The organism is uncultured Pseudoflavonifractor sp., assembly GCF_944387275.1.
Classification (GTDB): Bacteria; Bacillota; Clostridia; order Oscillospirales; family Oscillospiraceae; genus Pseudoflavonifractor; species Pseudoflavonifractor intestinihominis.
The window spans coordinates 110,681-132,919 of sequence record NZ_CALXEG010000001.1; the positions used below are offsets into that span (position 1 = coordinate 110,681).

The window sequence follows — 22,239 nt, forward strand, 5'->3', positions numbered from 1 at the left end:
ATTAGAACTTATGTTCCAATCGGCAGATGGATGGTGACGATACAGCCGCCGCCCTCGGCGTTGCCGATGTCCAGGGTACCGTTGTGGCGGGTGATGATCTCGTCGCACACCGCCAGGCCGATGCCGCTGCCTCTGGCCTTGGAGGAGCCCTTGTAGAACTTGTACTTCACGTGGGGCAGCTCCTCCTCCGGGATACCGGGGCCGTAGTCCCGGATGGTGATGACGACCTGGTCCTCCTCCCGGTGGATGGCGGTGTCGATGCGCTTGCCGCTGCCGCCGTGCTTGGCGGCGTTGTCGAAGAGGTTGGAGAACACCTGCCGCAGCCGCTCCGGGTCGGCCTCGATGGTGGGGAACTCCTCCTCGGTGTCCTCGTAGTTGAGGATGATCCCCTCCTTGCGGAAGAACTCCTTGTAGGTGTACACCGCGTCCTCCAGCTCGGCCTTGATGTCCACCGGCTCGATGGACAGGGTGAACCGGCCGTCCTCAATGCGGGAGAACTCCAGCAGCTCCTCCACCATGTTGGTGAGCCTGCGGGCCTCGGAGACGATGATGCTCATGCCCTTGCGCACGTCCTCGGCGTCCCGCACCTCGCCGTTCTGGATGGTCTCGGCCCAGCCGTTGATGGCGGTAAGGGGGGTGCGCAGCTCGTGGGAGACCGAGGCGATGAACTCGCTCTTGAGCTTCTCCGACTGCTTGATCTTCAGGGACATATCGTTGATGGTGTCGGTCAGGTCGCCGATCTCGTCGTCGAACTTCTTCTCGATCTGGATGCCGTAGCTGCCGGCGGCGATTCGCTTGGCGGTCTCGGTGATGCTGGCCACCGGCTCCACGATGGAGCGGACAAAGTACAGGTTGGAGAAGTAGACCAGGGCCAGGATCAGGGCGCCGATGAGCAGGGCGATGATGACGATCATGGTCATCTGGCGGTCCACCAGCCGCAGGGACGTGACCATCCGGGCCACGGCCACCACCGACCCGTTGATGACCAGGGGACTGGACACGGCCATGATATGCTCGCCGGTCTGGGGGTCGTTGCCGGTCCAGGAGACGGTGTCCACGGTCTCAATGGCGCCGGAGATGTCGGGGGTGTCCGGCTTGGTGCCGGCGGTGAGGCCGTACCGGTCGTCGTTGCCGTAGCTGGAGACCTGGACGGTGCCGTTGGCGGCGTCGATGAACTGGACCTGGATGCCGTCCTGGTCGGAGAAGCGGTTGGACACATAGTCCTGGGCGTACTGGAGGTACTCGGTCTCCGTGCGGGCGGTGCTCTGGCTGACGGCGCTCTCCGCCTTGCCCTTGAGCTCGGAGCTCATGCTGGAGTAGTAGTAGCCCGCCAGGGCCACCGAGAAGGCGGTCACTGCCAGCAGGACGATAAGCAGCACCACGCTGATGGAGTTGACCATCCACCGCTTGCGGATGCCTTTGAATTTGTTGGATTTCATGTGTGGCTGTTCCCCCCGGATGTTCTCTCTCAGAAGCCCCATTTATATCCGTAGCCCCACACGGTGGTGATGTAGGTGGGGTTCTGGGGGTTGTCCTCGATCTTGATGCGCAGGCGGCGGATATTCACGTCCACGATCTTCAGTTCGCCGAAGTAGTCCCTGCCCCAGACGGTGTCCAGGATCTCTTCCCGGGAGAGGGCCTGGCCGGGCTTCTCCATGAAGAGCTTGATGATGGAGTACTCCACCGGGGTCAGCTTGACCCGCTGGCCGTTTTTCTCCAGGGTCTGGTTGCGGGTGTTGAGCAGGAAGGGGGGCTGGGAGATCTCCCCGCTGCTCTCCTTTTCGCCGCCGCCGGTGCGGCGGTAGAGGGCGTCGATGCGGGCGGTCAGCTCCGCCGGGGAGAAGGGCTTGGTCACATAGTCGTCGGCGCCGGTCATCAGGCCGGTTACCTTGTCCATCTCCTGGGTGCGGGCGGTGAGCATGATGATGCCGATCTGGCTGTCGCTGGCCCGGATACGGCGGCAGACCTCAAAGCCGTCCATGTCGGGCAGCATGATGTCCAGCAGAGCCACCTTGATGTCCGGGTTGCGGCGCAGCTGGGCCAGGGCCTCCTCGCCGGTCTCGGCCTCGATGGCCTCGTAGCCCGCCCGCTTGAGATTGATGACCACAAAGCTGCGGATGTTGGCTTCATCCTCCAGCACAAGTACCTTTTTCATGTTCTGCCTCCTTTTGTCCGGTGTTACCAGTCCGTTGTGCTCTGCTTGAACATCTGCTGCACGCCCGCCTCGTCCAGGCCGCAGTCCCAGACGTCGGTCCTGAGCTCGGCGGAGTAGATGGTGTTCTCGTCGGCGGTGAGGGTGAACCGCTCCCCCATGCGGGAGCGGGTATACCGGTTGGGCCCGGTCAGCTTGTAGATGGTGAGGAAGGTCTCCGGCTCCTCCCCCTCCCCGGTCCACAGGGCAAAGGCGGTGGCCTTCTCGCCGATGGTGGAGTACTGGCTGACGGTGATCTTGTTCTCCCACCAGTCGGGAAGGATAAAGTACCAGCCGTCGTCAAAGTTGTGGTAGGTGGTGAACACCGGCGTGCCCGCCCCGTTCATGTCGTACTGGACCCAGGTGTACAGGGTCTCCGCCGTGGTGGCCCCACCGCTGGAGATGAGGGGCACGGGCATGGGGATCTCCAGGAAGTTGTCGTCGTTGATGTCGGTGGGCATGGCGTCGTCCTTGGCGCGGCGGGTGGAGTTGCTCACACCCACGCCGCTGCCCGCCTCGCTGCTCTCCAGGGTGATGTTCTGCAGGGCGCCGTCCCGCCAGGCAAAGATGTCGGTGACCACGCCCTCCCCCTGGTAGGAGGTGATGAACAGCCCCGGGGCGGTGGTGTTGCCCTCGGCGTCCCCCCGGAGGTAGCCGGTCTGGACGCCGTCGGTCACGATGCCCGTGACCCCCTGGGACAGCATAGGGCTGGACCGGAGCACCAGGTCGTTCTCCTCGGCATCGTAGAACTCCACCCGGCTCTTGCCCTCAATGGTGTCCAGGCGCACCACGGCGATCTCTTTCCGGTTGTCCATGTCCAGGTCCTGGAGCTCAAAGCTGGTGTATCCGGTGCGGAGCATCTCGGTGGCCTGGTAGCGCTCGATGGAGTAGACCGACAGGACATAGGCGTTGCCGCTCACCAGCCAGCTCACCACCAGCTCCTTGCCCTGGCTGCCGCTCAGGTCCTCATAGCTGATGGAGTTGATGGCGGAGCCCTCCCCCTCGATGACGGTGCCCAGCTCGTAGCCGTCGTCGGTGAGGCGGAAGATGTAGATCTTCAGGGGCTTGTCGTCGTTGGCGGCGCTGACCCGGAAAAAGGCCAGGGCCTCCATGACGCCGTCCCCGTCCAGGTCCTGGAGCTGGACAGGCTGGTTGTTGGCGCCCATGATGGGGGCGGCGTACTCGGCGCCGGTACCGGTGGTGACCTCCTCGATCTTCTCCTGGAGGTTCTGGTACTCCTCAGGCAGCTTGGGCAGGGTGAACAGCTCGTCCACCGAGCGGAAGCAGCCGGTGAGGGTGCCCAACAGCAGGGCCGCGGCGACAAACAGCAGGCATGTTTTCTTCATCTCAAAACCCTCCGGGGGCAGAATGTGGCGGTGTTGGGGGCCGGAGGAAGTCCTCCGGCCCGTGCTGCGTATTCAGAGAATATCATATCACATTTCCCTGTTGTTTGGTATGGTAATTTGCAAATTTTATGTCTCCCACGCCCACGGTTGACTTTTCCCCGCCCCGTAGGATACAATGAATCAAAGGAGGCATGCCCTATGACCGATCGAGAACTGGTAGAACTGGCCTTTACCATGCTGGAGCGCTCCTACGTGCCCTACTCCGGCTTTCCCGTGGGCGCGGCGCTGGAGTGTGCCGACGGCACGGTGTTCACCGGCTGCAACGTGGAAAATGCGGCCTACGGCTCCACCATCTGCGCCGAGCGCACCGCCCTTGTGAAGGCGGTGAGCGAGGGCCACCGGGACGACTGGAGGCGCATCGCGGTGGTGGGCAATTCGGCGGACTACTGCTGGCCCTGCGGCTCCTGCCGGCAGATGCTCTATGAGTTTGCCCCCGACCTGACGGTGCTGGTGGCCCGTGGAGACCACGAATTTGTCACCCTGTCCCTGAAGGACCTGCTGCCCTATGGCTTCGGCCCCAAGTCCCTGGACATCGAGAAGTAAAAACAGCGCAGACAGCCCGGCAGACCATCTGGTCCGCCGGGCTGTCTCTGTTTTATTCTGTTTCAGGCCAGCTTTTTCTCCTCTTCCGGCTGATCCGGGGCGGTCTGCTGGGCGGGCGGAGCCAGGGGGAGCACCACGGTCATGCGGGTGCCGATGCCCTCCCGGCTGGTCACCTCGAACCAGCCGCCGTGGCGGTCCACGATCCACTTGGCGATGGCCAGGCCCAGGCCGGTGCCGCCGGTCTGGCGGGCCCGGGACTGGTCGGTGCGGTAGAACCGCTCGAAGATGTGGGGCAGGCTGGCCGCGTCAATGCCCTGGCCCTCGTCCTGGACGGTGAGCCGGGCGGTGCCGTCCCGCTTCTCCACCCCCAGGCGGATCTTGCCGCCGGCAGGGGTATATTTGATGGAGTTGTCCACCAGAATGCGCATGGCCTGCTTGATGAGGCCCACGTCGGCGTTTATGGTCACGCTCTCCTCCCACCGGGCGGAGAACTGGTGGGTCTGATCGATCATCTCGGTCTCCCGCAGCACCTCGGCGGCCACGGCAGTCAGGTCGAAGTTCTCAAACTCCACGTGCATGGACTCGTTGTCCCCCCGGGCCAGGAAGAGCAGCTGCTCCACCAGCTCCTTCATAGAGGCGGCCTCGGCGCTGATGGCGTCGATGGCCTCCTGGCGGGTGGCGGGGTCGTCCTTGCCCCAGCGGTTGAGCATGTTGGCGTACCCCTGGATGACGGCGATGGGGGTGCGCAGCTCATGGCTGGCGTCGGAGACAAAGCGCATCTGGGAGCGGTAGGCCTCGTTGATCCGGTCCAGCATGGCGTTGATGGCCTCGGCCAGGGTCTTGAGCTCCTTCTGCTGGCCGGTCACCGAGATGCGGGTATCCAGGTGGGTGGCGTTGATCTGGTCCAGCTTGCCCGCCAGGGCCTGGAGCTCCTCGGGGGACATGCCGGAGACCGTGTTGAGCCGGGCGGCTGCGGCGGCCAGGTCCTGGATGGGCCGCAGGGTCTTTTTGATGGTCCCGGCGTTTTTGAACAGATTGGAGATCAGACTCAGCAGCTGGAACACCAGCAGCACCCGGGACACCACGGAGAAGAAGGTCATGGGGCTCTGGAGATCCAGGGTGATGGTGTAGGGCTCCTCTCCCGGCATGGCCACAGTGTAGCTGGTGGTGCCGCCGGTGCGGAAGTGAATCAGAAAGAAAAAGTTTATGTCGCCCGGGTTGAAGTACCGCACGCCCTGGGCGGTGTCGTCCGGAGCGGGCAGCCACTCAGGCAGGCGAAAGCCCGCGCCGTCGGCGCTGCCCGCGGTGACGATGTAGTTGCCCGCGTTCATCCACTCGGTGGCCTCCGCCGTGGGCACGCCCCGCTCCTCCACCAGGCCGTTGATGTGGGCGGCCTGCTGCTCCGCCCAGACGAACATGCCCCCGCAGAACAGCAGGGAGATGAGCAGGTTCATGCCCACATAGATGCCCAGCAGGCGGAAGAAGAGCCTGGTGTTGAGCCGCAGGACAATGGAGGACTTTACCTCTCCCGCCGTCCTGTTGACTTGTTTTCGTGCCATACCGCATTCCCCATTCCGCGCAAGCCGTTGCCGTCCCTTACTCGTTCTCCTCCCGAATCACATAGCCCACGCCACGGACGGTGTGGATGAGCTTGATGCCGAAGGCCTCGTCGATCTTGGCCCGGAGGAACCGGATGTACACGTCCACCGCGTTGGTCTCCCCCACGAAGTCAAAGCCCCACACATTGTCCAGCAGGGATTCACGGGAGATGACCTTCTCCTTGTTCTCCAGCAGGTAGCGCAGCAGGTCAAACTCCCGGCGGGTCAGCTCCACCGGGGTGCCCTTGACGGTGACCCCGTGGCGCTCCGGGTCCATGGTCAGGGGTCCGGCGGTGAGCACGGTCCCCTCCTGCCGGGCGGGCCGCTTTCGCAGGGCGGCCCGGATGCGGGCCAGCAGCTCCTCGATCTCAAAGGGCTTGGTGATGTAGTCGTCGGCCCCCGAGTCCAGCCCGGACACCTTGTCCACCACCGCGTCCCGGGCGGTGACCATAATGACGGGCACCTGGCTCTCCCGCCGCAGGCGGCGGAGCACCTCCATGCCCGACATGGACGGGAGCATGATGTCCAGCAGGATCAGGTCAAAGTGACCGCTGAGGGCCTTCTCCAGGCCCTCCCGGCCGTCAAAGGCCTTCTCCACCTCGTAGCCCTCGTAGCGCAGCTCCAGCTCCACCACACGGGCCAGCTTCTCCTCGTCCTCCACCAGCAGAATCCTGTCCGCCATACCCCTTTGCCTCCCAACAGGCGGCCTCTGCGCCGCCCTTACTTCTTTCCGCCGCCGGAGAGCCACCGGTCCAGCTCCTCCAGCTTTTTGTCCACGGCCCCCAGGGCCTTATCCACGGCGTCCATGGCCTTGTCGGCCACTTCAGCCTTCTGGGCGGCCTCCGCCGCCTTCTTCACGGCCTTCTCCGCGGCCTGGGCGGCCTTTTCCGCCGCTTTCACCGCCTTCTCACCGGCGGCCTCGGCCTTTTTGTGCCGCTCCTGACTCTGCGCCTTCTCCTGCCGGTCCGCCTCCCCGGCGCGGGGCGCGGCCTTTTCCTTCTTCCCGTCGGCAAACTCCCGGCGCACCTGGTCCACCATGCCGTCCACCGTGTCGGACACGTTGTCCATCACGCCGTTGACATCGTCCCTGCCCAGGTCCGGCCCGGCAAAGCGGTACCGGCAGCCCAGGAACAATCCGACGATCAGCAGAGGCATGGAGATCCAGAATGCCAGGATGATCAGCAGTGCCAGGATGAGCACCGGCATGGAGGTCATCATCTCCCCCCGGCGCCACACCTCGAACTGGTTCTCCACGGCGTGGCGGAGCAGGTTTTTCCCCGCCTCCCACACCTCGGCGGCGCCGTCCCGCCAGTCGCTGCGCTTCTTCCCGCCGCTCTGCCCGCTGTCCGGGCTGAGCACCAGCCGGGCGGCCTCCGCGGCCTTCTCCCCCGGCTTGGTGGTAAAGGTGGCGCCGGCGGTGCGGCTGCGCCCCGTCCGCTCCAGCAGGATGATGGCGTCCAGCAGATTGCCGTCGGTCCGCTCCAGGGCGTCCCGGCACGCCTCATAGGTGGCCCCCGACTTCTCCCGGAGGCGCTCCACCTGTTCCATTGTCACCGCCATGGACGCTCCCCCATTTCCTGTTATCTGGCAACAGTATACCCCCGCAAGGGGGCGGAGACCATTTACCGATCCTTAAAAGTCAATTAAAATGCCGTCTCTCACAGCCGGGCCACGCCGGTGTCCCGGGCAGCCTGGGCCACGGCCTTGGCCACGGCGGGGGTGACTCTGGGGTCAAAGCCCTCGGGCACGATGTGGGTCAGGGACAGGTCGTCCCCCACCAGGTCGGCCAGGGCCCGGGCGGCGGCCAGCTTCATCTCGTCGTTGATGTCCCTGGCCCGCACGTCCAGGGCGCCCCGGAACACGCCGGGGAAGGCCATCATGTTGTTGATCTGGTTGGGGAAGTCGCTCCGGCCGGTGCCCACCACGGCGGCGCCGGCGGCCAGGGCCACGTCGGGCATGATCTCGGGCACCGGGTTGGCCATGGCGAAGAGGATGGGGTCCTTGGCCATGGTGCGCACCATGTCGCCGGTGACCAGGTTGGGGGCGGACACGCCCACAAACAGGTCGGCGCCCACCAGGGCCTCGGCCAGGCCGCCCCGGACAGTGGGCTGGCTCATATCGGCCAGCTCGGCCAGATAGGGGTCGTCGGCCAGGTCGGGACGGCCGGGGTACACCACGCCGTGGATGTCGCAGAGGACGGCGTGGCGCAGGCCCATCTTCCACAGCAGCTTGAACACGGCGGTGCCCGCCGCGCCCGCGCCGGAGAACACGGCATGGATGTCCTCGATCTTCTTTCCGGTGAGCTTGAGGGCGTTGGTGAGGGCGGCCGCCACCACGATGGCGGTGCCGTGCTGGTCGTCGTGGAAAATGGGGATGTCGCAGCACTCCTTCAGCCGCTTCTCGATCTCAAAGCACCGGGGGGCCGAGATGTCCTCCAGGTTGACGCCGCCGAAGGAGCCGGCCAGCAGGCGGATGGTGTTGACGATGTCGTCCACATTCTTGCTGCGGATGCACAGGGGGATGGCGTCCACGTTGCCGAAGGCCTTGAGCAGGAGGCACTTGCCCTCCATGACGGGCATGCCGGCCTCGGGGCCGATGTCGCCCAGGCCCAGCACGGCGGTGCCGTCGGTGACCACGGTGACCGTGTTCCACCGGCCGGTGAGCTCAAAGCTCTTCTCCGGGTCCTTGTGGATCTCCAGACAGGGGGCGGCCACGCCGGGGGTGTAGGCCAGGGAGAGGGCCTCCCGGCTGTCCACCGCCACCTTGGGCGTCACGCTCAGCTTGCCTTTCCACTCATAGTGCAGGCGCAGGGACTCTTTTGCATAATCCATAATACATTGGGCCTCTTTTCGCATGATTTTCCGGCGTCGCTCCGCCGTTTTTCCGCTGATCGCGGTTTTCATATTTTGTTATTATACTATGCCCGTCAAAATGGCGCAAGGGCGGCCGTTCCTTTCCACTTTACCCGTACGGAGCGGATGTGGTATAATAGTAGTGTATCGACTTATTTTCCCCCACCTGTTTTCCGGGAGGTGTGCCAACTGTGAACTGGAAAAAGTGCCTGCTCTCTCTGCTGTGCGCCGCCGCCATTGTGCTGGGCATCACCCTGTCCGGCGCCCAGGCGGCTGAGGGCAAGATCACCATTCTGTGCCTCAACGACCAGGTGATCACCCCCATCAGCTCCACCAATATGCCCCTCAAGGTGGGCGGCACCTACTATCTCCCCTATACGGTGTTTGACCCCGCCGTAGTGGACGTGGACCTGGGAGTCAAGTACTCCCTGCGGGACAATGTCCTGACCCTCTATACCAAGCAGGTGCTGCTGAAATACGACCTGAACGCCGGCACCTGTGAGGACCGGGACGGCAACACCGGATACACCCGGGCCGTTGTCCGGGGCAGCATGATCTATGTCTCCATGCCCAGTGTGTGCTCCTATTTCGGCATCCAGTTCTACCAGGAGGCCACCGTCTACGGCCAGGTCATCCGCCTGACCACCTCCAGCGCGGTGCTCTCCGACCGGGCCTTCATGGACTCCGCCCTGTCCACCTCCATTGCCGACGCCTACAAGAAATACTGGCAGGCCCGGGAGAGCCTGGTCCCCTCTCCCTCCCCCTCCCAGTCGGCCTCCCCGTCTCCGTCGGTCCCCGTGGCCTCCCCCTCCCCGTCGCCCACCAGCACCGGCAGTGACGACAGGCGGTATGTGACGGTGGCGCTGGCCTTCCGCCACACCGACGGTACCGGGCTGGCCGATATTCTGGACACCCTGGCCCAAAACAGCCTGTCCGCCCTCTTTCTCCTGCCGCCGGACGCCATAGGGGACAACGCCGCCCTCATCCGCCGCATGGTGGGCGCGGGGCACAGCGTGGGGCTGTCGGTGGCCGGGGGCCCTGCCGCCGACGCCGTCCAGCTGCTGTCCGAAGGCAACCGGCTGCTGGAGCTGGCCGCCCACATGAACACCCGCACCGTACTGGTGGAGAACGGGGACGACGACACCATCGAAGCCCTGGAGGCCGACGGCTGGTCGGCCTGGGTGGGCAACGTCTCCCTGCCCGAGTCCTCCTCGGTCTCCTACTGCGCGTCCTCCGTGCTCCGCAGCGTGGACGCCAAGCGCTCCCTGGCCTACATAACTCTGGACGACGACGCCCGCTCGGCCCAGGTGCTGGACATCATCCTGCCCACCCTGCTGGAGGACGGGTATACCTTCCGTCTGGCCGTGGGCCAGGCCCTGGACTGGTGAGGAGGGCTGCTGCATGAGAACGGTTGTGCTGAATCACCGTCCCGCCGGGCCGGACGAGGTCCCGGAGGGCCGCCGGGCCAGGCTGCTGCGGCACCTGCTGGGCCGGATGCTGGAGCTGGAGGAGGACGGGCTGCGGGTGCTCGGCCCCGCCGACCCCTTCGCCCTCCGGGCGCCGCTGGTGGCGGTGGACTTCACCGGCCGGGACAACCGTGAGATGGCCCGCCGCCTGGAGCAGGCGTATCACATCATGGTGGACTGTACAGACCCGGCTGACCCTCACGGCGGCCTGCTCCGCCTCTGTCCCGCCCCCGGCGTCACCTTTGAGGATGTGGACTATGTCCAGGGCGCGGTGTACCGGCTGCTGCTGGAGCCGCGCTGATTTTCCACCCCGGAGCCAGGCTCCGGGGTGTTTTTTATGTTTTCTTAAGGACCCTGTCCACAATTCCGTGGTACACTGTGGAAAAGGATGTGAGGTTATGGGATATACCGTGTTCCTGGCTGAGGACGACCTGCGCCTGCGTGAGGAGCTCTCGGCACTGCTGGGGCGGTACGGCTACCGCTGCCTGTTCCCGGCGGGATTTGAAGATCTGGCGGAGCAGATCCTGTCCAGCGGGGCCCAGCTGGTGCTGCTGGACCTGGGCCTGCCCCGGTACGACGGGTACCACGTCTGCCGGGACCTGCGCGCCCGCAGCGCCCAGCTGCCGATTATGGTGGTCACCAGCCGCTCCGACGAGCTGGACGAGCTGATGAGCATGAACCTGGGTGCCGACGACTTCATCACCAAGCCCTTCAACCCCCAGATCCTCCTGGCCCGGATGGCCCGGCTGCTCCAGCGGGCCTATCCCTCCGGCGGCGGGGCGTCGGTGCTGTCGGCGGGAGGCGTGGCCCTGGACCTGGGCAGCGGCACGGTGCGCTTTGGGGAGAAGGAAGCCCGCCTCACCCGCAACGAGGTGCTGCTCCTGCGGCAGCTGCTCCGCCAGCCGGGGCAGATTGTCAGCCGGGACGCCCTGATGAACGCCCTGTGGCAGTCCGACCAGTTTGTGGACGACAACACCCTCACCGTCAACGTGGCCCGGCTGCGCCGCACCCTGGAGGAGCTGGGCCTGAAGGACGTGCTCATCACCCGGCGGGGCCAGGGGTACCAGCTGCTGCTGTCCTGACCGGCTCCATTCCGCTGAAAGGGAGGTCACGCCATGACCCTATCCGCCCTGCTGAAAGAAAAGCTGCCTCATCTGCTGGGGCTTGTATTTTCCCTGCTCTTCACGGCGGCCCTGCTGTCCCTGCTGCGGGTACCCCCCTCGGCCACCCTTTTCCTCTGTCTGGTGATCGCCCTGTGTGTCCTCCTGCCCCTGGGCGGCGAGATTGCCCGCAAGCTCCGGTTCTATCAGGACATGGCGGGCAGGCTGGACGCCCTGGACGAGAAGTACCTTCTCTCCGAGGTGATGGTGGAGCCCGACTTTCCCGAGGGGGAATTTCTCTTCTCCGCCGCCCGGGCCATGGGCGCCTCCATGGCGGAGAAGGTGGGGGACGCCCGGCGGGACATGGGGGAGTACCGGGAGTACATTGAGACCTGGATTCACGAGGTCAAGACCCCCATTGCCGCCGCCCGGCTGTGCCTGGAGAACCACCCCGGCCCCCTGGCCGACAGCGTGGAGGACTCCCTGTTCCAGATCGAGGGCTACGTGGAACAGGCCCTGTTCTACGCCCGCAGCGGCGCGGTGGACCGGGACTACGCCGTCCGCGCCCTGCCCCTGAATCAGGCTGTCTCCGCTGCCCTGCGGCGGTACGCCCGCCCCCTCATCGAGGCCGGGTTCCGGGTGGAGCTGGGGGAGCTGGACGCGGTGGTCTGCTCCGATGGGAAGTGGGTGGAATTCATCCTGGGCCAGCTCATCTCCAATGCCCTCAAGTACCGCTCCTCCGCGCCCAAGCTCACCTTCTCCCAGGAGGTAAAGCGGGACGGGGTGGTCCTCACCCTCCGGGACAACGGCCCCGGCATCCCGCCGGAGGACCTGCCCCGGGTGTTTGACAAGGGCTTCACCGGCGCCAACGGCCGGAGGCTGTCCACCCGCTCCACCGGCCTGGGGCTGTACCTGTGCAAAAAGCTGTGCGCCCGGCTGGGGCTGGGCCTGTCCCTCTCCTGCCCGCCCGGCGGCGGCACCCTGGCCGCCCTCACCTTCCCCCTGGGCCGCTTCCATCTGGCGGAGGGCCAACCTTACAAAACTGTCACCTCTCCGTAAGGTCCGCCCATGGCCCCGCCGGAGGGATTGGGGTAAACTGGTCCCATAAGGAGGGATTCCGCCATGGAACCGATTCTCACTGTCACCCATCTTCAAAAATATTACGGCGCCCGCAGCTCGGTGACCCGGGCCATCGACGACCTGAGCTTTTCCGTCCAGCCGGGGGAGTTCGTGGGCATCATGGGCGCGTCGGGCAGCGGCAAGACCACCCTGCTCAACTGCATCGCCACCATCGACCGGCCCACCGCCGGACATATCACGGTGGACGGCGCGGACATCACCGCCATGAAGAACAAGGCCCTGTCCAAATTCCGCCGGGAGCGGCTGGGCTTTGTCTTTCAGGACTGCAACCTGCTGGACACCCTCACCGCCTTCGAGAACATCGCCCTGGCCCTCACCATCCTCAAGACTCCGGCAAAGGAGATTGAGCCCCGGGTGAAGGAGACGGCCCGGCTGCTGGAGATTGAGGACTGCCTGTCCCGGTACCCCTACCAGCTCTCGGGCGGCCAGCGGCAGCGGGTGGCGGCGGCCCGGGCCATCATCACCCGTCCGGCCCTAGTGCTGGCCGACGAGCCCACCGGCGCGCTGGACTCCAAGGCCTCCCGGCTGCTGCTGGACCGGTTCGAGGCCCTGAACCGGGAGCGGCAGGCCACCATCCTCATGGTCACCCACGACGCCTTTACCGCCAGCTACTGCCACCGCATTCTCTTCATCAAGGACGGCCGTCCCTTTACCGAGCTCATCCGGGGGGAGGACAGCCGGAAGGACTTCTTCACCCGCATCATCCAGGTTGTGACCCTGCTGGGAGGTGACGACCGGGATGTTCTCTAAGCTGGCCCTGAAGAACGTGACCCGCAGCCTGCGGGACTACTCGGTGTACTTCCTCACCCTCACCTTCGGCGTGTGCATCTTCTACGTGTTCAACTCCATGGACGCCCAGTACGTCATGGAGGCCCTCAAGGGCGGGAACAACATCGCCCGCACCATCATCCAGCTCATCGACGTCATCTCGGTGTTTGTGTCGGTGGTGCTGGCCTTCCTCATTCTCTATGCCAACAGCTTCATGGTCCGCCGCCGGAAGAAGGAGCTGGGCACCTACCTGCTGCTGGGCATGGGTACGGGGGCCATCTCCGGCCTGCTCTTTCTGGAGACCCTGCTCATCGGCCTGCTGTCCCTGGGCGTGGGCCTGGCGCTGGGGGTATTCCTGTCCCAGTTCATCTCGGTGTTCACCGCCAGCCTCTTTGCCATCAGCGTCCCCGAGTTCCACTTCGTCTTCTCTCCCAGAGCCGTAGGCAAGACGGTGCTCTACTTCGGCGTCATCTTCCTGGTGGTCATGTGCTTCAACTCCCTGTCCGTGTCCCGGTGCAAGCTGCTGGACCTGATGCAGGCGGGCAAGCGGAACCAGGAGCTGAAGGTGAAGCACCTGGGGGTGTCGGCAGTCCTCTTTGTGGTGGGCGCTGTGCTGCTGGGCATCGCCTACGCCATGCTCCTCTACCGGGGCATCCTGCGGGTGGACACCCTGTTCTTTGTCATGCTGGCCCTGGGCACGGCGGGCACCCTGCTGTTCTTCCTGTCCCTGTCCGGCTTCCTGCTGCGGGTGTGCCAGGCCAACAAGAAGCTCTACTACAAGGGCCTGAATATGTTCATTCTGCGGCAGTTCAACTCCCGCATCAACAGCACCTATGTGTCCATGACGGTCATCTGTCTCATGCTCCTGCTGGCCATCGGCATCACCGCCTGCTCCATCGGCCTGAACAACACCATCTCCCAGCTCACCAGCACCCAGGCCCCCTATGACGTCTCCCTGTCCGCCAACCGCTATGACGCAGAGACCGGGGAGCCTCTGCCCGTGGACATTCCCGCGTCCCTGAAGGAGGCGGGCTTTGACCCTGCGGTCCAGCTGTCCCAGAGCACTGAGGTGGAGCTGTGGCAGGGGCAGCTCTACGCGCCCGAGTGGGACGAATATCTGGTGGAGCATGTGCTCCCCCTGTCCAGCTACAACGGCCTCCGCTCCCTGGAGGGGCTGGAGCCCATCACGCTGGAGCCCTCCACATACCTCTGGGTGGTGGGGGATGAGGATGAATGGATGACCCGGCTGCTTGCGGACAGTCCCTCTCTGGTGGCCAATCACCACACCCTGACAGCCGGAGCGGACCCCATCTATGCCGTTCTGTCCATCGGCTACTCCGCCGGTGTGGAGAACTATTTCATTGTCCCCGATGCGGTGCTGGAGGGTGCGGGCGACTGGGACACCAGTAAAATGTACCACAACGTCACCTATTACTGCGCCAATTACCGCACCGACGTGCCCAAGGAGGAGACCGAGGCCCTGCTCCAGAGCGTGATCTCCGATTATTACCGCTCCGTGCTTGGGCAGGACGCGGGCAGCACCAGCTTCAACACTAAGCTGAATATCTACATGGAGACCATGGGCACCAAGATTCTGGTCCTTTTCCTGGGCATCTACCTGGGCATCATCTTCCTGCTGACCTCGGCAGCCGTGCTGGCCCTCCAGCAGCTGAGCCAGGCGGCGGACAACCAGGAGCGGTACGCAGTGCTCACCCGCCTGGGCGTGGAGGAAAAGATGCGGGACCGTTCGGTGTACGTCCAGGTGTTTCTGGCCTTCTTCCTGCCCCTGTTCCTGGCGGTCATCCACGCGGTGGTGGGCATGACGGCGGCCAACAAGGCCATCTTGGCGGTTGGCAAGCTGGACGCCGTGGCCTCCAGCGCCGTCACCGCCGCATTTATCCTGGTGGTATATGGCGCCTACTTCCTGGCCACCTGCTGGGGCAGCCGCCGGATCGTCCGGGGCCGGTGAGTACAAAAGTGTGGAGAAAAACCGGAAATTTTCATCGTCCTCTTGCAATCCCGGGGCAAATATGCTATGATTAGTGCTACGTTTAGACGGTGCATGGTCAGAGTGCGCCCTTTTGTGAAAATACAGCGCCCCTTCGGGGTCGAAAGGAACGATGAAAGCAATGAGCATTCCCAAGATTATTGTGACGGTTATTCAGCTCCTCTCCGGTCTGTTCCTCATCGCTGTGGTTCTGCTCCAGTCCGGCAAGAGCGCCGGCCTCAGCGGCGCCATCGCCGGCGGCATGGACACCTTCATGGCCAAGAACAAGGCCAAGACCTGGGACGCCAAGCTGGCCAAGTGGACCAAGTGGGTCGCCATCCTGTTCATGGTGCTCACCCTTGTCCTGAGCCTGATCAAGTAAGATTACTGCAAAAGACCGGCGCTGCCTCATAAGGCGGCGCCGGTTTTCTGTTCTTAGCTGCAAAAAAGAGCTGAGGCCCGCGGCCTCAGCTCTTTTTCTCTTTTCTCTGAGCGGTTCCGGCTCACTCCGGCAGGCCGGAGAGCAGCTGCACGTCCCCGTCCTTTCCCGACAGGTCCCCCTCCACGGCGTATGGAATGTTCTGCTCTTTAAGCAGCTCCAGGAACGCCTGGGCTTCCTCGCCGGAGACACACATGGCATCCACACCGGCCACGTCGGGGAAGAGTTTCTCCCATCCCTCCGGCAGCCGGTCGTAGTACACCTTTCCTGCGGGTTGGGGCTGGACGGAGTCTATCCCCGCGCCTTCCATCAGCATCGCCTCGTCGGGCACGGCGCCGTCGGCGCTCTTCTCCGCCGCGCTCTCGCCGGACTGCGCCCCGTCACCGGCCACGCTCCGGCTCTGTGCGCCCTCTGTTCCAGCCTCTCCGCCGTTCTCCGGCTGGACGGAGTAGACCGCCGCGCTCTGAACCGGCGTGTTCTCCGGCATGCCCGCCGTGTCGCCGTCATTGCCGAAGCGCATGGCCACCGCGCTCATGAACACCACGGCCATCACAGCCGCCATAGCGCCCCAAGTACGCCATGTTTTCCGCCCGGAACGCTTCTTTCGAACCTCGTCCAGGGAGATGGGCGCGTTTTCCGCCCTGATCTGAGCCATGACCCGCTCTTTCAGCTCCGGGGGCGGCGCCTGGTACAGCCCCGGCATGGCGTCGTGGAGCTCCGCCAGGTCGGCGGCCAGCGCCCGGCACTCCGGGCATTGGTCCAGATGCTCCTCCAGCCCGGCCTCCTCCTCCGGGGTCAGCGCCCCGTCCAGCCGGGCGCTGAGCAGCTCCAGCGCCTGATCGCAGGTATACATGGTGGTTCACCTCCCTAACTCGCATACACGAAGCCGCTTTGCTCCGGGGGGCGAATTTCTTTCTTCACGTTATGGACGACGGCGCGCCGGAAAAGTTCCCGTCCTTCACCAAAATTTTGCGCAGAGCCAGTCTGGCCCTGGCGATGCGGGACTTGACCGTCCCCTCCTCCAGCTCCAGCGCCGCGCCGATCTCGGCGTAGCTCATGCCGTTGATCTCCCGCATGACCAGCACCTGCCGGTGCTCCTCGGAGAGGGCCATGAGCCCCCGGCGGATATCTTCCCGCAGCTCCCGCCGCTCCAGCTCCCCCTGGGGGGACTGTCGGTGGTCGGGCAGCTCGGCCTGGCGGCCCTCCTCCTCGTCGTCCAGGGACACGGTCATGGAGATGTCCCTGCGCCGCTTCTCCCGGCGGAGAAAGTCGATGCAGGCGTTGGAGGCCAGGCGGTAGAGCCAGGTGGAGAAGGAGCTGTCCCCCTGGAACTTGTCCAGCCCCCGCCAGGCATTGAGAAAGGCCTCCTGGGACAGGTCCAGCGCGTCCTCAGGAGAGCCCGTCATCCGCAGGGTCAGGTTGTAGATGCGGCCCTGGTTGGCCTCCACCAGGACCCCAAAGGCCTCCTGGTCTCCCTTCTTGGCCCGGGCCACCAGCTCCCGCTCGTTTTCCACTCCCTCTCACCTGCCTTTTTCTAATTCCGTTTTGTTATTTCAGGTCCCGTTTAATACCCGCTGTAATGTGATAGATGTCCTCCAGGGTATTGATGTGGCTGATCTGCTCCTTGTAGTACCCGGCGAAGGCCACGCCCTTCAGATACCAGGCGTACTGCTTTCTGGCCTCCAGGCAGGCGATGTGCTCCCCCTTGTGGGCGGCGGCCAGCTCAAACTGCCGCACCGCCGTGTCCACCCGCTCCGCCAGGGGCGGCAGGGGCGGGATCTCCTCCCCCTCCAGAGCGGCTTTGGCCTGCTGAAACACCCAGGGGTTTCCGAAGCAGCCCCGGCCGATCATGGCCATGTCCGCGCCGGTGTACCGCAGGATGCGCACCGCGGCCTGGGCGTCGAACACATCGCCGTTGGCGATGACCGGGATGGACACCGCCTGCTTTACCTCCCGGATATAGTCCCAGTTGGCGGTGCCGGCGTACATCTGGGTGCGGGTGCGGCCGTGGACCGCCACGGCGGACACGCCGGCGGCCTCCATGGCCTTTGCAAACTCCACGCAGTTGATGGAGCCCTTGTCCCAGCCCAGGCGGAACTTGACGGTGACTGGCCGGTCGCCCGCCCCGCGCACCACCGCCTCGGCCACCCGGACCGCCTTGTCCACATCCCGCATCAGGCCGGAGCCGTCGCCCGAGTTGGCCACCTTGGGCACGGGGCAGCCCATGTTGACGTCAATGATGTCCGCGCCGGACACCTCCCCGGCGATGGCGGCGGCCTCCTCCATGCACTTCTCGTCGCTGCCGAAGATCTGTGCGGCGGCGGGGTGCTCCCCATCCCCCAGCTCCAGCAGAGGGACGGACTTCCTGTCCTGGTAGCACAGGGCCTTGGCGCTGACCATCTCGGTGACGGTGTACCCGGCGCCCAGCTCCCGGCAGATGGTGCGGAAGGCCAGATCGGTGACGCCGGCCATGGGCGCCAGGCACAATTTTGAATTTATTGTAACATTTTTAATTTTCACTGCAAACCTCAGTTGACAAAAGGATTACCGCCATTGTATCATAAAGCCACCCCGGCGACAAGCGGCAAGGTATCCCTGGCCGGGCGACGAATTTTGAAAGTAAAGGAGCGATATCCCATGGGCAAGTACGTCTGCGATATCTGCGGTTATATCTACGATCCCGAGGTCGGCGATCCCGACAACGGCGTGGCCCCCGGCACCGCCTGGGAGGATGTGCCCGAGGATTGGGTCTGCCCCCTGTGCCAGGTGGGTAAGGACAGCTTTTCTCCCATGTAATGTTCCGCGCATAAACGGCGCGCCCTGCAGAGCGGGGCGCGCTGTTTTCCTGTTTATTGCCTTTTCCTCTTTCCTTTTGGGAAAAACCATGCTACAATACCTTCGACCGGTTCCCAAAACCCGGTCCAACCGGAACAGAGATAGCCGTCCGGGGGCGTATGCGCCATGCCTCCGGGGTAGGGACCTGTTCCACTGTGCGCGGCGCGCGCATTCTAAAGATAAAATTGGAGGTATTGTTTTCTATGATCGTTTCCAACCGCAAATTCACCGTCAGGGAGCTGACCCTGGCCGCTGTGGTGGCGGCCGTGTACTTCGTGCTGTGCTACTTCGGCAACATCTTTCAGCTCACCTTCGGGCCCGTCCAGGTGCGGCTGGGGGAGGCGCTCACCGTGCTGCCCTTCCTCTTCCCCGCCACTGCGCCCGGGGTTGCGCTGGGCTGTCTGCTGACCAACGTCCTCTCCCCCTACGGCCCCATCGACATGATCGTGGGCACGCTGGCCACCGCCATTGCCGCCTGGCTGACCATGAAGATGCCCCGGTGGTACCTGGCCGCCCTGCCCCCCATCGTGATGAACGCCCTGCTGCTGCCCCCCATGTGGGCCTGGGCGGAGGCGGGCGCTGTCAACGGCGCCTTCTGGGCCTCCTACTGGTTCAACATGTGGACCTTTGTGGTGGGCGAGGCCGTGGCCTGCTATGTGCTGGGCACCGTGCTGCTGAAGGCCCTGCCCAAGGTCAAGTTCTTCCGTCCCATGATCCCCGCCGCACATATGGCACACCTGTAAACCGCGGGCGGTCCTCCGCCCGCACGAGCTGGAGGTTTTCGCTATGAAGGTCCGTAAAGCTGTCATTCCCGCCGCCGGCCTGGGCACCCGCATGCTCCCCGCCACCAAAACGGTGCCCAAGGAGATGCTGCCCATGGTGGACAAGCCGGTGATCCAGTACATCATTGAGGAGGCCGTGGCCGCCGGTATTGAGGACATCCTGATCGTCACCAACCGGGCCAAGTCGGCCATGGACGACTACTTCGACTACTACCCCGAGCTGGAGACCCGGCTGAACCAGGCCGGCAAGGAGAAGGAGCTGGCGGAGGTGCGGCGGGCCGCCGACCTTGCCAACATCTTCTATGTCCGGCAGAAGGAGACCAAGGGTCTGGGACACGCCATCTCCCGGGCCCGCCGCTTTGTGGGGGACGAGCCCTTTGCCGTGCTCCTGGGCGACGACATCATGCGGGCCCGCAAGCCGGTGATGAAGCAGCTCATTGAGGCGGCGGAGAAGTACAACGCCTCCTGCGTGGGCGTGCAGAAGGTGGCCACCGAGGCCATCAGCAAGTACTCCTCGGTGAAGATCCAGCCTCTGGAGGACCGGATCTTCTCCGTCTCCGACATGAACGAGAAGCCCGCGCCCACGGAGATGTTCTCCAACTACGCCATCCTGGGCCGGTACGTCCTCACCCCCGACATCTTCGACATTCTGGAGCACCAGGCCCCGGGCTACGGCGGCGAGATCCAGCTGACCGACGGCCTGCGCACCCTGTGCCGCCAGAGCCGGATGGTGGCGGTGGACTTTGAGGGCCGCCGTTACGACACGGGCAACCTGAAGGGCTTCCTGGAGGCCACCATCGACTTCGCTCTGGACCACCCTGAGACCGGCGCATGGCTCAGGGGCTTCATCAAGGAGAAGGCGGAGCTGCTCTGAAGCTGATTTCATAAGAAATCCGCCCCTGCCGCTTGGCAGGGGCGGATTTTTGCTGTTTCGGGTTTAGTCGTGGTCCACTTCCCAGTCCAGGATGACGCCGGTGACGGCGTTGATGTCGCACTCGTACTCGGTGCGGCCGTCCCGCAGTTCCAGCTCATAGACCCAGCGGCCGTCGTCCTTGTCCAGCTCGCACTTGACCACCGTGGCGGTGGAGGGGGCCTTGGCCTTGGCGATGGCCTTGGCCTCCTCGGCGGTGATCACGTCGGGATTGGCGCTGCTGCCCGTGCTGCCGGTGTTGGTACCGCTGTTGTGGGCGCCGCCCAGATAGTAGTCGTCCAGCTCCCAGTCACGGCTGATGATGGAGCCGGTGAGGGCGTCGATGTCATAGTCATACTCCTTGCTGCCGCTGTAGAACTCCACCTCGTACTCCACCCGGCCGTCGTCCCGGTCCAGCTTGGCCTTGAGGAACACGGCGTCGGCGGCGTTGACGCCCGCGTCAGCCAGGGCGATACTCTTGGCCTTGTCCGCACCGATGTAGCTGCCGGAGTTGGGGTCGGAGGCGGCCACCCGGTCAGCGGTGGTGAGGACGGCGGTGTAGGTGGCGGAGTCGTACTCCACCTGAAGGCCGGCGGCCTCACAGATGGCCCGGACGGGGGCGTAGGTGGTACCGTTATAGGAGAAGAGGTCCACAGCCTTACCGTTGGCGTCCTTGGGGGAGAAGACCGCGCCGTTGATGGTCACGCGGATGTTGTCGTCCACGGTGATGTTGCGGCTGGCGGCAAAGGCGGACACGCCCAGGCCCAGCACGAGAGCGGTGGTGAGGATACCGGCGCCGAAACCACTGAAGAAATTCTTTTTCATACTCGATACTTCCTTTCTTTACCCGTTTGAGAATTTGTTATGGTGTGTGGGCGGAGCGCCCTCCCCCGGGAGAGGTCCGCCCCTTGTGTGCCCTTCTGCACCATTAACGGACGGGGCGGAGGTTTTATTGCACGGCGGCAAAAATTTTTTCAAAAAATTTTTCCCGGCAAAAAACCGGGCCGGGGAAGCTCCCCGGCCCGGTGTCCTGAATCGCTCTGCTGACGCTGCGGTCTCTCCGCGTGTTATTCTGAAATACAGGCCTGAAGAACCGCCAGAAGCTCCTCCCCGCCAGAGAGAATCCGGTAACGTGCCCCGTTGGGCTTATAGAGATATCCCCTCTGGTCAAAGGTAAGCTTGCCGTATTCCTCCCTGTTTGCCGCGTCGTCCCGGAAGAGCAGCAGCTCATAGTTGGGCACGGGAATCCACCCGGCAAAGTGGGAAAAATCAGGGCTGTACCAGACCACCATGCCCTCCAGCGCGGCGCGCGCCCTGTCCGCCTGCTCCTCCGTCAGATCAGCATCCTGAAATCGGTTGTCGGCGTCCTCTGATGTGTACAAGAGCCCCATATGGTTGACCTCATCCAGGGGACCGGACAGCAGCAGGGACACGGGGCGGGGCAGAAACAGGAAGAGAAGCACCACGACTGCGGCCCCTATGACGCAGTTACGGATAAGTCGTTTTGTTTTCATGGCTTCATACCAATACATTCATACTAGATTCATTGTCTTGGGGTACCAGTACAGTATACGATTCAAGCACAATACTTCCGCTTTCATCAAAGTCTTCAAGTTGTCTAAGGCAAGATTCTTCTATATACCCATATCCCTTTTCCTGCAAATCCAGCGACGTAACGAAATCCTTTGCGGCTTCAATATTACTCTCGTCCGGCACACTGCAAGGTGCGATTCCAGCCGCGCTTCCCCCTTGTTCCTGCCCATCATCAAATTGTATCGTGTATTCTGTGTAAAGTGCAGGGTTATACTGAGCTGTTTGGTCTTCTGGACCGTTCAAATTTGGGCGTTCCGCCGCTGCCGATGCACCGCTTACCATGAGGCTGGAGAGCATTACAATTGCAAGAATAAAATTGGTAGCTTTTCGTGTAGTGCATTTCATTTTTTCCTCCTTTACCGCATGTCATCTTCTCGCCTTAAGTAAGCAAATGCTATTTTATAGCATCATCATTGCTATCACCTCCTAAATGGATAATATAATAATATTATTTGTTTTAATTTTACCATATTCACTGTTTATTTCTCAAAAATTTTAATTTTATATTTTAATAAATTTTAGACTTTTCCCATTGACAATTATTGAATTTCTTATATAATAGTATAGCTTGTTTGTATTCAATACAGACAACTCATCCTTGCCCTCATCCGAGATATGAGGGCCATACG

24 protein-coding genes are annotated in these 22,239 nt (G+C 63.5%); 11 read left to right on the plus strand and 13 right to left on the minus strand.

All coding sequences use genetic code 11. The features are described 5' to 3' along the window. Nucleotides 1–8: 8 nt before the first annotated feature. From Q0K23_RS00545 to Q0K23_RS00555, 3 genes are read right to left on the minus strand one after another with little or no spacing between them, the layout of a single operon-like run. Nucleotides 9–1,439 (minus strand): cell wall metabolism sensor histidine kinase WalK, encoded by a 1,431-nt coding sequence (locus Q0K23_RS00545; protein WP_294516592.1) that lies wholly within the window; start codon nt 1,437–1,439, stop codon nt 9–11. Nucleotides 1,440–1,468: 29 nt separating this feature from the next. Beyond that, nucleotides 1,469–2,155 (minus strand): response regulator transcription factor, encoded by a 687-nt coding sequence (locus Q0K23_RS00550; protein ID WP_294516594.1) that lies wholly within the window; start codon nt 2,153–2,155, stop codon nt 1,469–1,471. A gap of 23 nt (nt 2,156–2,178) precedes the next feature. Continuing rightward, a complete protein-coding gene (locus Q0K23_RS00555; RefSeq protein WP_294516596.1) occupies nt 2,179–3,537 on the minus strand; it encodes a hypothetical protein in 1,359 nt (452 codons plus the stop codon). Nucleotides 3,538–3,735: 198 nt separating this feature from the next. On the opposite strand from Q0K23_RS00555, the gene cdd reads away from it, so the two are divergent. After that, the gene (gene cdd, locus Q0K23_RS00560; protein WP_294516598.1) at nt 3,736–4,140 is read left to right on the plus strand and encodes a cytidine deaminase; all 405 of its coding nucleotides are present in this window, start codon (nt 3,736–3,738) and stop codon (nt 4,138–4,140) included. Nucleotides 4,141–4,202: 62 nt separating this feature from the next. Here the strand turns inward: cdd and Q0K23_RS00565 are convergent, their stop codons facing one another. The 4 genes from Q0K23_RS00565 to Q0K23_RS00580 all read right to left on the minus strand — a co-directional run bounded on the left by Q0K23_RS00565 (nt 4,203) and on the right by Q0K23_RS00580 (nt 8,569). Continuing rightward, nucleotides 4,203–5,699: a cell wall metabolism sensor histidine kinase WalK gene (locus Q0K23_RS00565; protein ID WP_294516601.1), complete on the minus strand. Its 1,497-nt coding sequence runs from the start codon at nt 5,697–5,699 to the stop codon at nt 4,203–4,205. A 37-nt stretch (nt 5,700–5,736) separates the two neighbouring features. Next, nucleotides 5,737–6,420 (minus strand): response regulator transcription factor, encoded by a 684-nt coding sequence (locus Q0K23_RS00570; protein WP_294516602.1) that lies wholly within the window; start codon nt 6,418–6,420, stop codon nt 5,737–5,739. 38 nt (nt 6,421–6,458) lie between these two features. Further along, nucleotides 6,459–7,298: a hypothetical protein gene (locus Q0K23_RS00575; RefSeq protein WP_294516604.1), complete on the minus strand. Its 840-nt coding sequence runs from the start codon at nt 7,296–7,298 to the stop codon at nt 6,459–6,461. Between the two features lie 98 nt (nt 7,299–7,396). Continuing rightward, a complete protein-coding gene (locus Q0K23_RS00580) occupies nt 7,397–8,569 on the minus strand; it encodes an NADP-dependent malic enzyme (protein ID WP_294516606.1) in 1,173 nt (390 codons plus the stop codon). 212 nt (nt 8,570–8,781) lie between these two features. Here Q0K23_RS00580 and Q0K23_RS00585 point away from each other — a divergent pair, with 212 nt between their 5' ends. From Q0K23_RS00585 to secG, 7 genes are all read left to right on the plus strand, one after another. Next, a complete protein-coding gene (locus tag Q0K23_RS00585; protein ID WP_294516609.1) occupies nt 8,782–9,978 on the plus strand; it encodes a hypothetical protein in 1,197 nt (398 codons plus the stop codon). Between the two features lie 13 nt (nt 9,979–9,991). Further along, a complete protein-coding gene (locus Q0K23_RS00590) occupies nt 9,992–10,357 on the plus strand; it encodes a hypothetical protein (RefSeq protein WP_294516611.1) in 366 nt (121 codons plus the stop codon). A 97-nt stretch (nt 10,358–10,454) separates the two neighbouring features. Next, nucleotides 10,455–11,138 carry a response regulator transcription factor gene (locus tag Q0K23_RS00595; RefSeq protein WP_294516613.1) on the plus strand — a complete coding sequence of 228 codons (684 nt, stop codon included), beginning with the start codon at nt 10,455–10,457 and terminating at the stop codon, nt 11,136–11,138. A gap of 33 nt (nt 11,139–11,171) precedes the next feature. Next, on the plus strand, nt 11,172–12,215 hold the full coding sequence (locus Q0K23_RS00600) for a sensor histidine kinase (protein WP_294516615.1): 1,044 nt from the start codon (nt 11,172–11,174) through the stop codon (nt 12,213–12,215). A 63-nt stretch (nt 12,216–12,278) separates the two neighbouring features. After that, nucleotides 12,279–13,046, plus strand: a complete 768-nt coding sequence (locus Q0K23_RS00605; protein ID WP_294516617.1) for an ABC transporter ATP-binding protein — start codon at nt 12,279–12,281, stop codon at nt 13,044–13,046. Then, a complete protein-coding gene (locus Q0K23_RS00610; RefSeq protein WP_294516620.1) occupies nt 13,036–15,033 on the plus strand; it encodes an ABC transporter permease in 1,998 nt (665 codons plus the stop codon). The genes Q0K23_RS00605 and Q0K23_RS00610 overlap by 11 nt, the downstream gene beginning before the upstream one ends. Nucleotides 15,034–15,193: 160 nt before the next feature. Further along, a complete protein-coding gene (secG, locus tag Q0K23_RS00615; RefSeq protein ID WP_353963958.1) occupies nt 15,194–15,433 on the plus strand; it encodes a preprotein translocase subunit SecG in 240 nt (79 codons plus the stop codon). Between the two features lie 121 nt (nt 15,434–15,554). On the opposite strand, the gene Q0K23_RS00620 is transcribed toward secG, so the two are convergent. The 3 genes from Q0K23_RS00620 to dusB form a co-directional block, all read right to left on the minus strand. After that, nucleotides 15,555–16,343: a zf-HC2 domain-containing protein gene (locus Q0K23_RS00620; RefSeq protein WP_294516625.1), complete on the minus strand. Its 789-nt coding sequence runs from the start codon at nt 16,341–16,343 to the stop codon at nt 15,555–15,557. Between the two features lie 64 nt (nt 16,344–16,407). Next, nucleotides 16,408–17,004: an RNA polymerase sigma factor gene (locus Q0K23_RS00625; RefSeq protein WP_294516627.1), complete on the minus strand. Its 597-nt coding sequence runs from the start codon at nt 17,002–17,004 to the stop codon at nt 16,408–16,410. 34 nt (nt 17,005–17,038) lie between these two features. Then, on the minus strand, nt 17,039–18,010 hold the full coding sequence (gene dusB / locus Q0K23_RS00630) for a tRNA dihydrouridine synthase DusB (protein WP_294516629.1): 972 nt from the start codon (nt 18,008–18,010) through the stop codon (nt 17,039–17,041). A gap of 117 nt (nt 18,011–18,127) precedes the next feature. Here dusB and rd point away from each other — a divergent pair, with 117 nt between their 5' ends. From rd to galU, 3 genes are all read left to right on the plus strand, one after another. After that, the gene (gene rd / locus Q0K23_RS00635; RefSeq protein WP_294516632.1) at nt 18,128–18,286 is read left to right on the plus strand and encodes a rubredoxin; all 159 of its coding nucleotides are present in this window, start codon (nt 18,128–18,130) and stop codon (nt 18,284–18,286) included. A 242-nt stretch (nt 18,287–18,528) separates the two neighbouring features. Continuing rightward, nucleotides 18,529–19,068 (plus strand): QueT transporter family protein, encoded by a 540-nt coding sequence (locus Q0K23_RS00640; RefSeq protein WP_294516634.1) that lies wholly within the window; start codon nt 18,529–18,531, stop codon nt 19,066–19,068. Between the two features lie 43 nt (nt 19,069–19,111). Beyond that, nucleotides 19,112–19,981, plus strand: coding sequence for a UTP--glucose-1-phosphate uridylyltransferase GalU (gene galU, locus Q0K23_RS00645; protein ID WP_294516636.1), 870 nt, complete (start codon nt 19,112–19,114; stop codon nt 19,979–19,981). A gap of 63 nt (nt 19,982–20,044) precedes the next feature. Here the strand turns inward: galU and Q0K23_RS00650 are convergent, their stop codons facing one another. The 3 genes from Q0K23_RS00650 to Q0K23_RS00660 all read right to left on the minus strand — a co-directional run bounded on the left by Q0K23_RS00650 (nt 20,045) and on the right by Q0K23_RS00660 (nt 21,955). Beyond that, nucleotides 20,045–20,842: a PepSY domain-containing protein gene (locus tag Q0K23_RS00650; RefSeq protein ID WP_294516638.1), complete on the minus strand. Its 798-nt coding sequence runs from the start codon at nt 20,840–20,842 to the stop codon at nt 20,045–20,047. Nucleotides 20,843–21,084: 242 nt separating this feature from the next. Beyond that, complete coding sequence (locus tag Q0K23_RS00655) at nt 21,085–21,531, minus strand: hypothetical protein (RefSeq protein WP_294516641.1); 447 nt, start codon at nt 21,529–21,531, stop codon at nt 21,085–21,087. Between the two features lie 4 nt (nt 21,532–21,535). Continuing rightward, nucleotides 21,536–21,955 (minus strand): hypothetical protein, encoded by a 420-nt coding sequence (locus tag Q0K23_RS00660; RefSeq protein WP_294516643.1) that lies wholly within the window; start codon nt 21,953–21,955, stop codon nt 21,536–21,538. Nucleotides 21,956–22,239 lie beyond the last annotated feature (284 nt).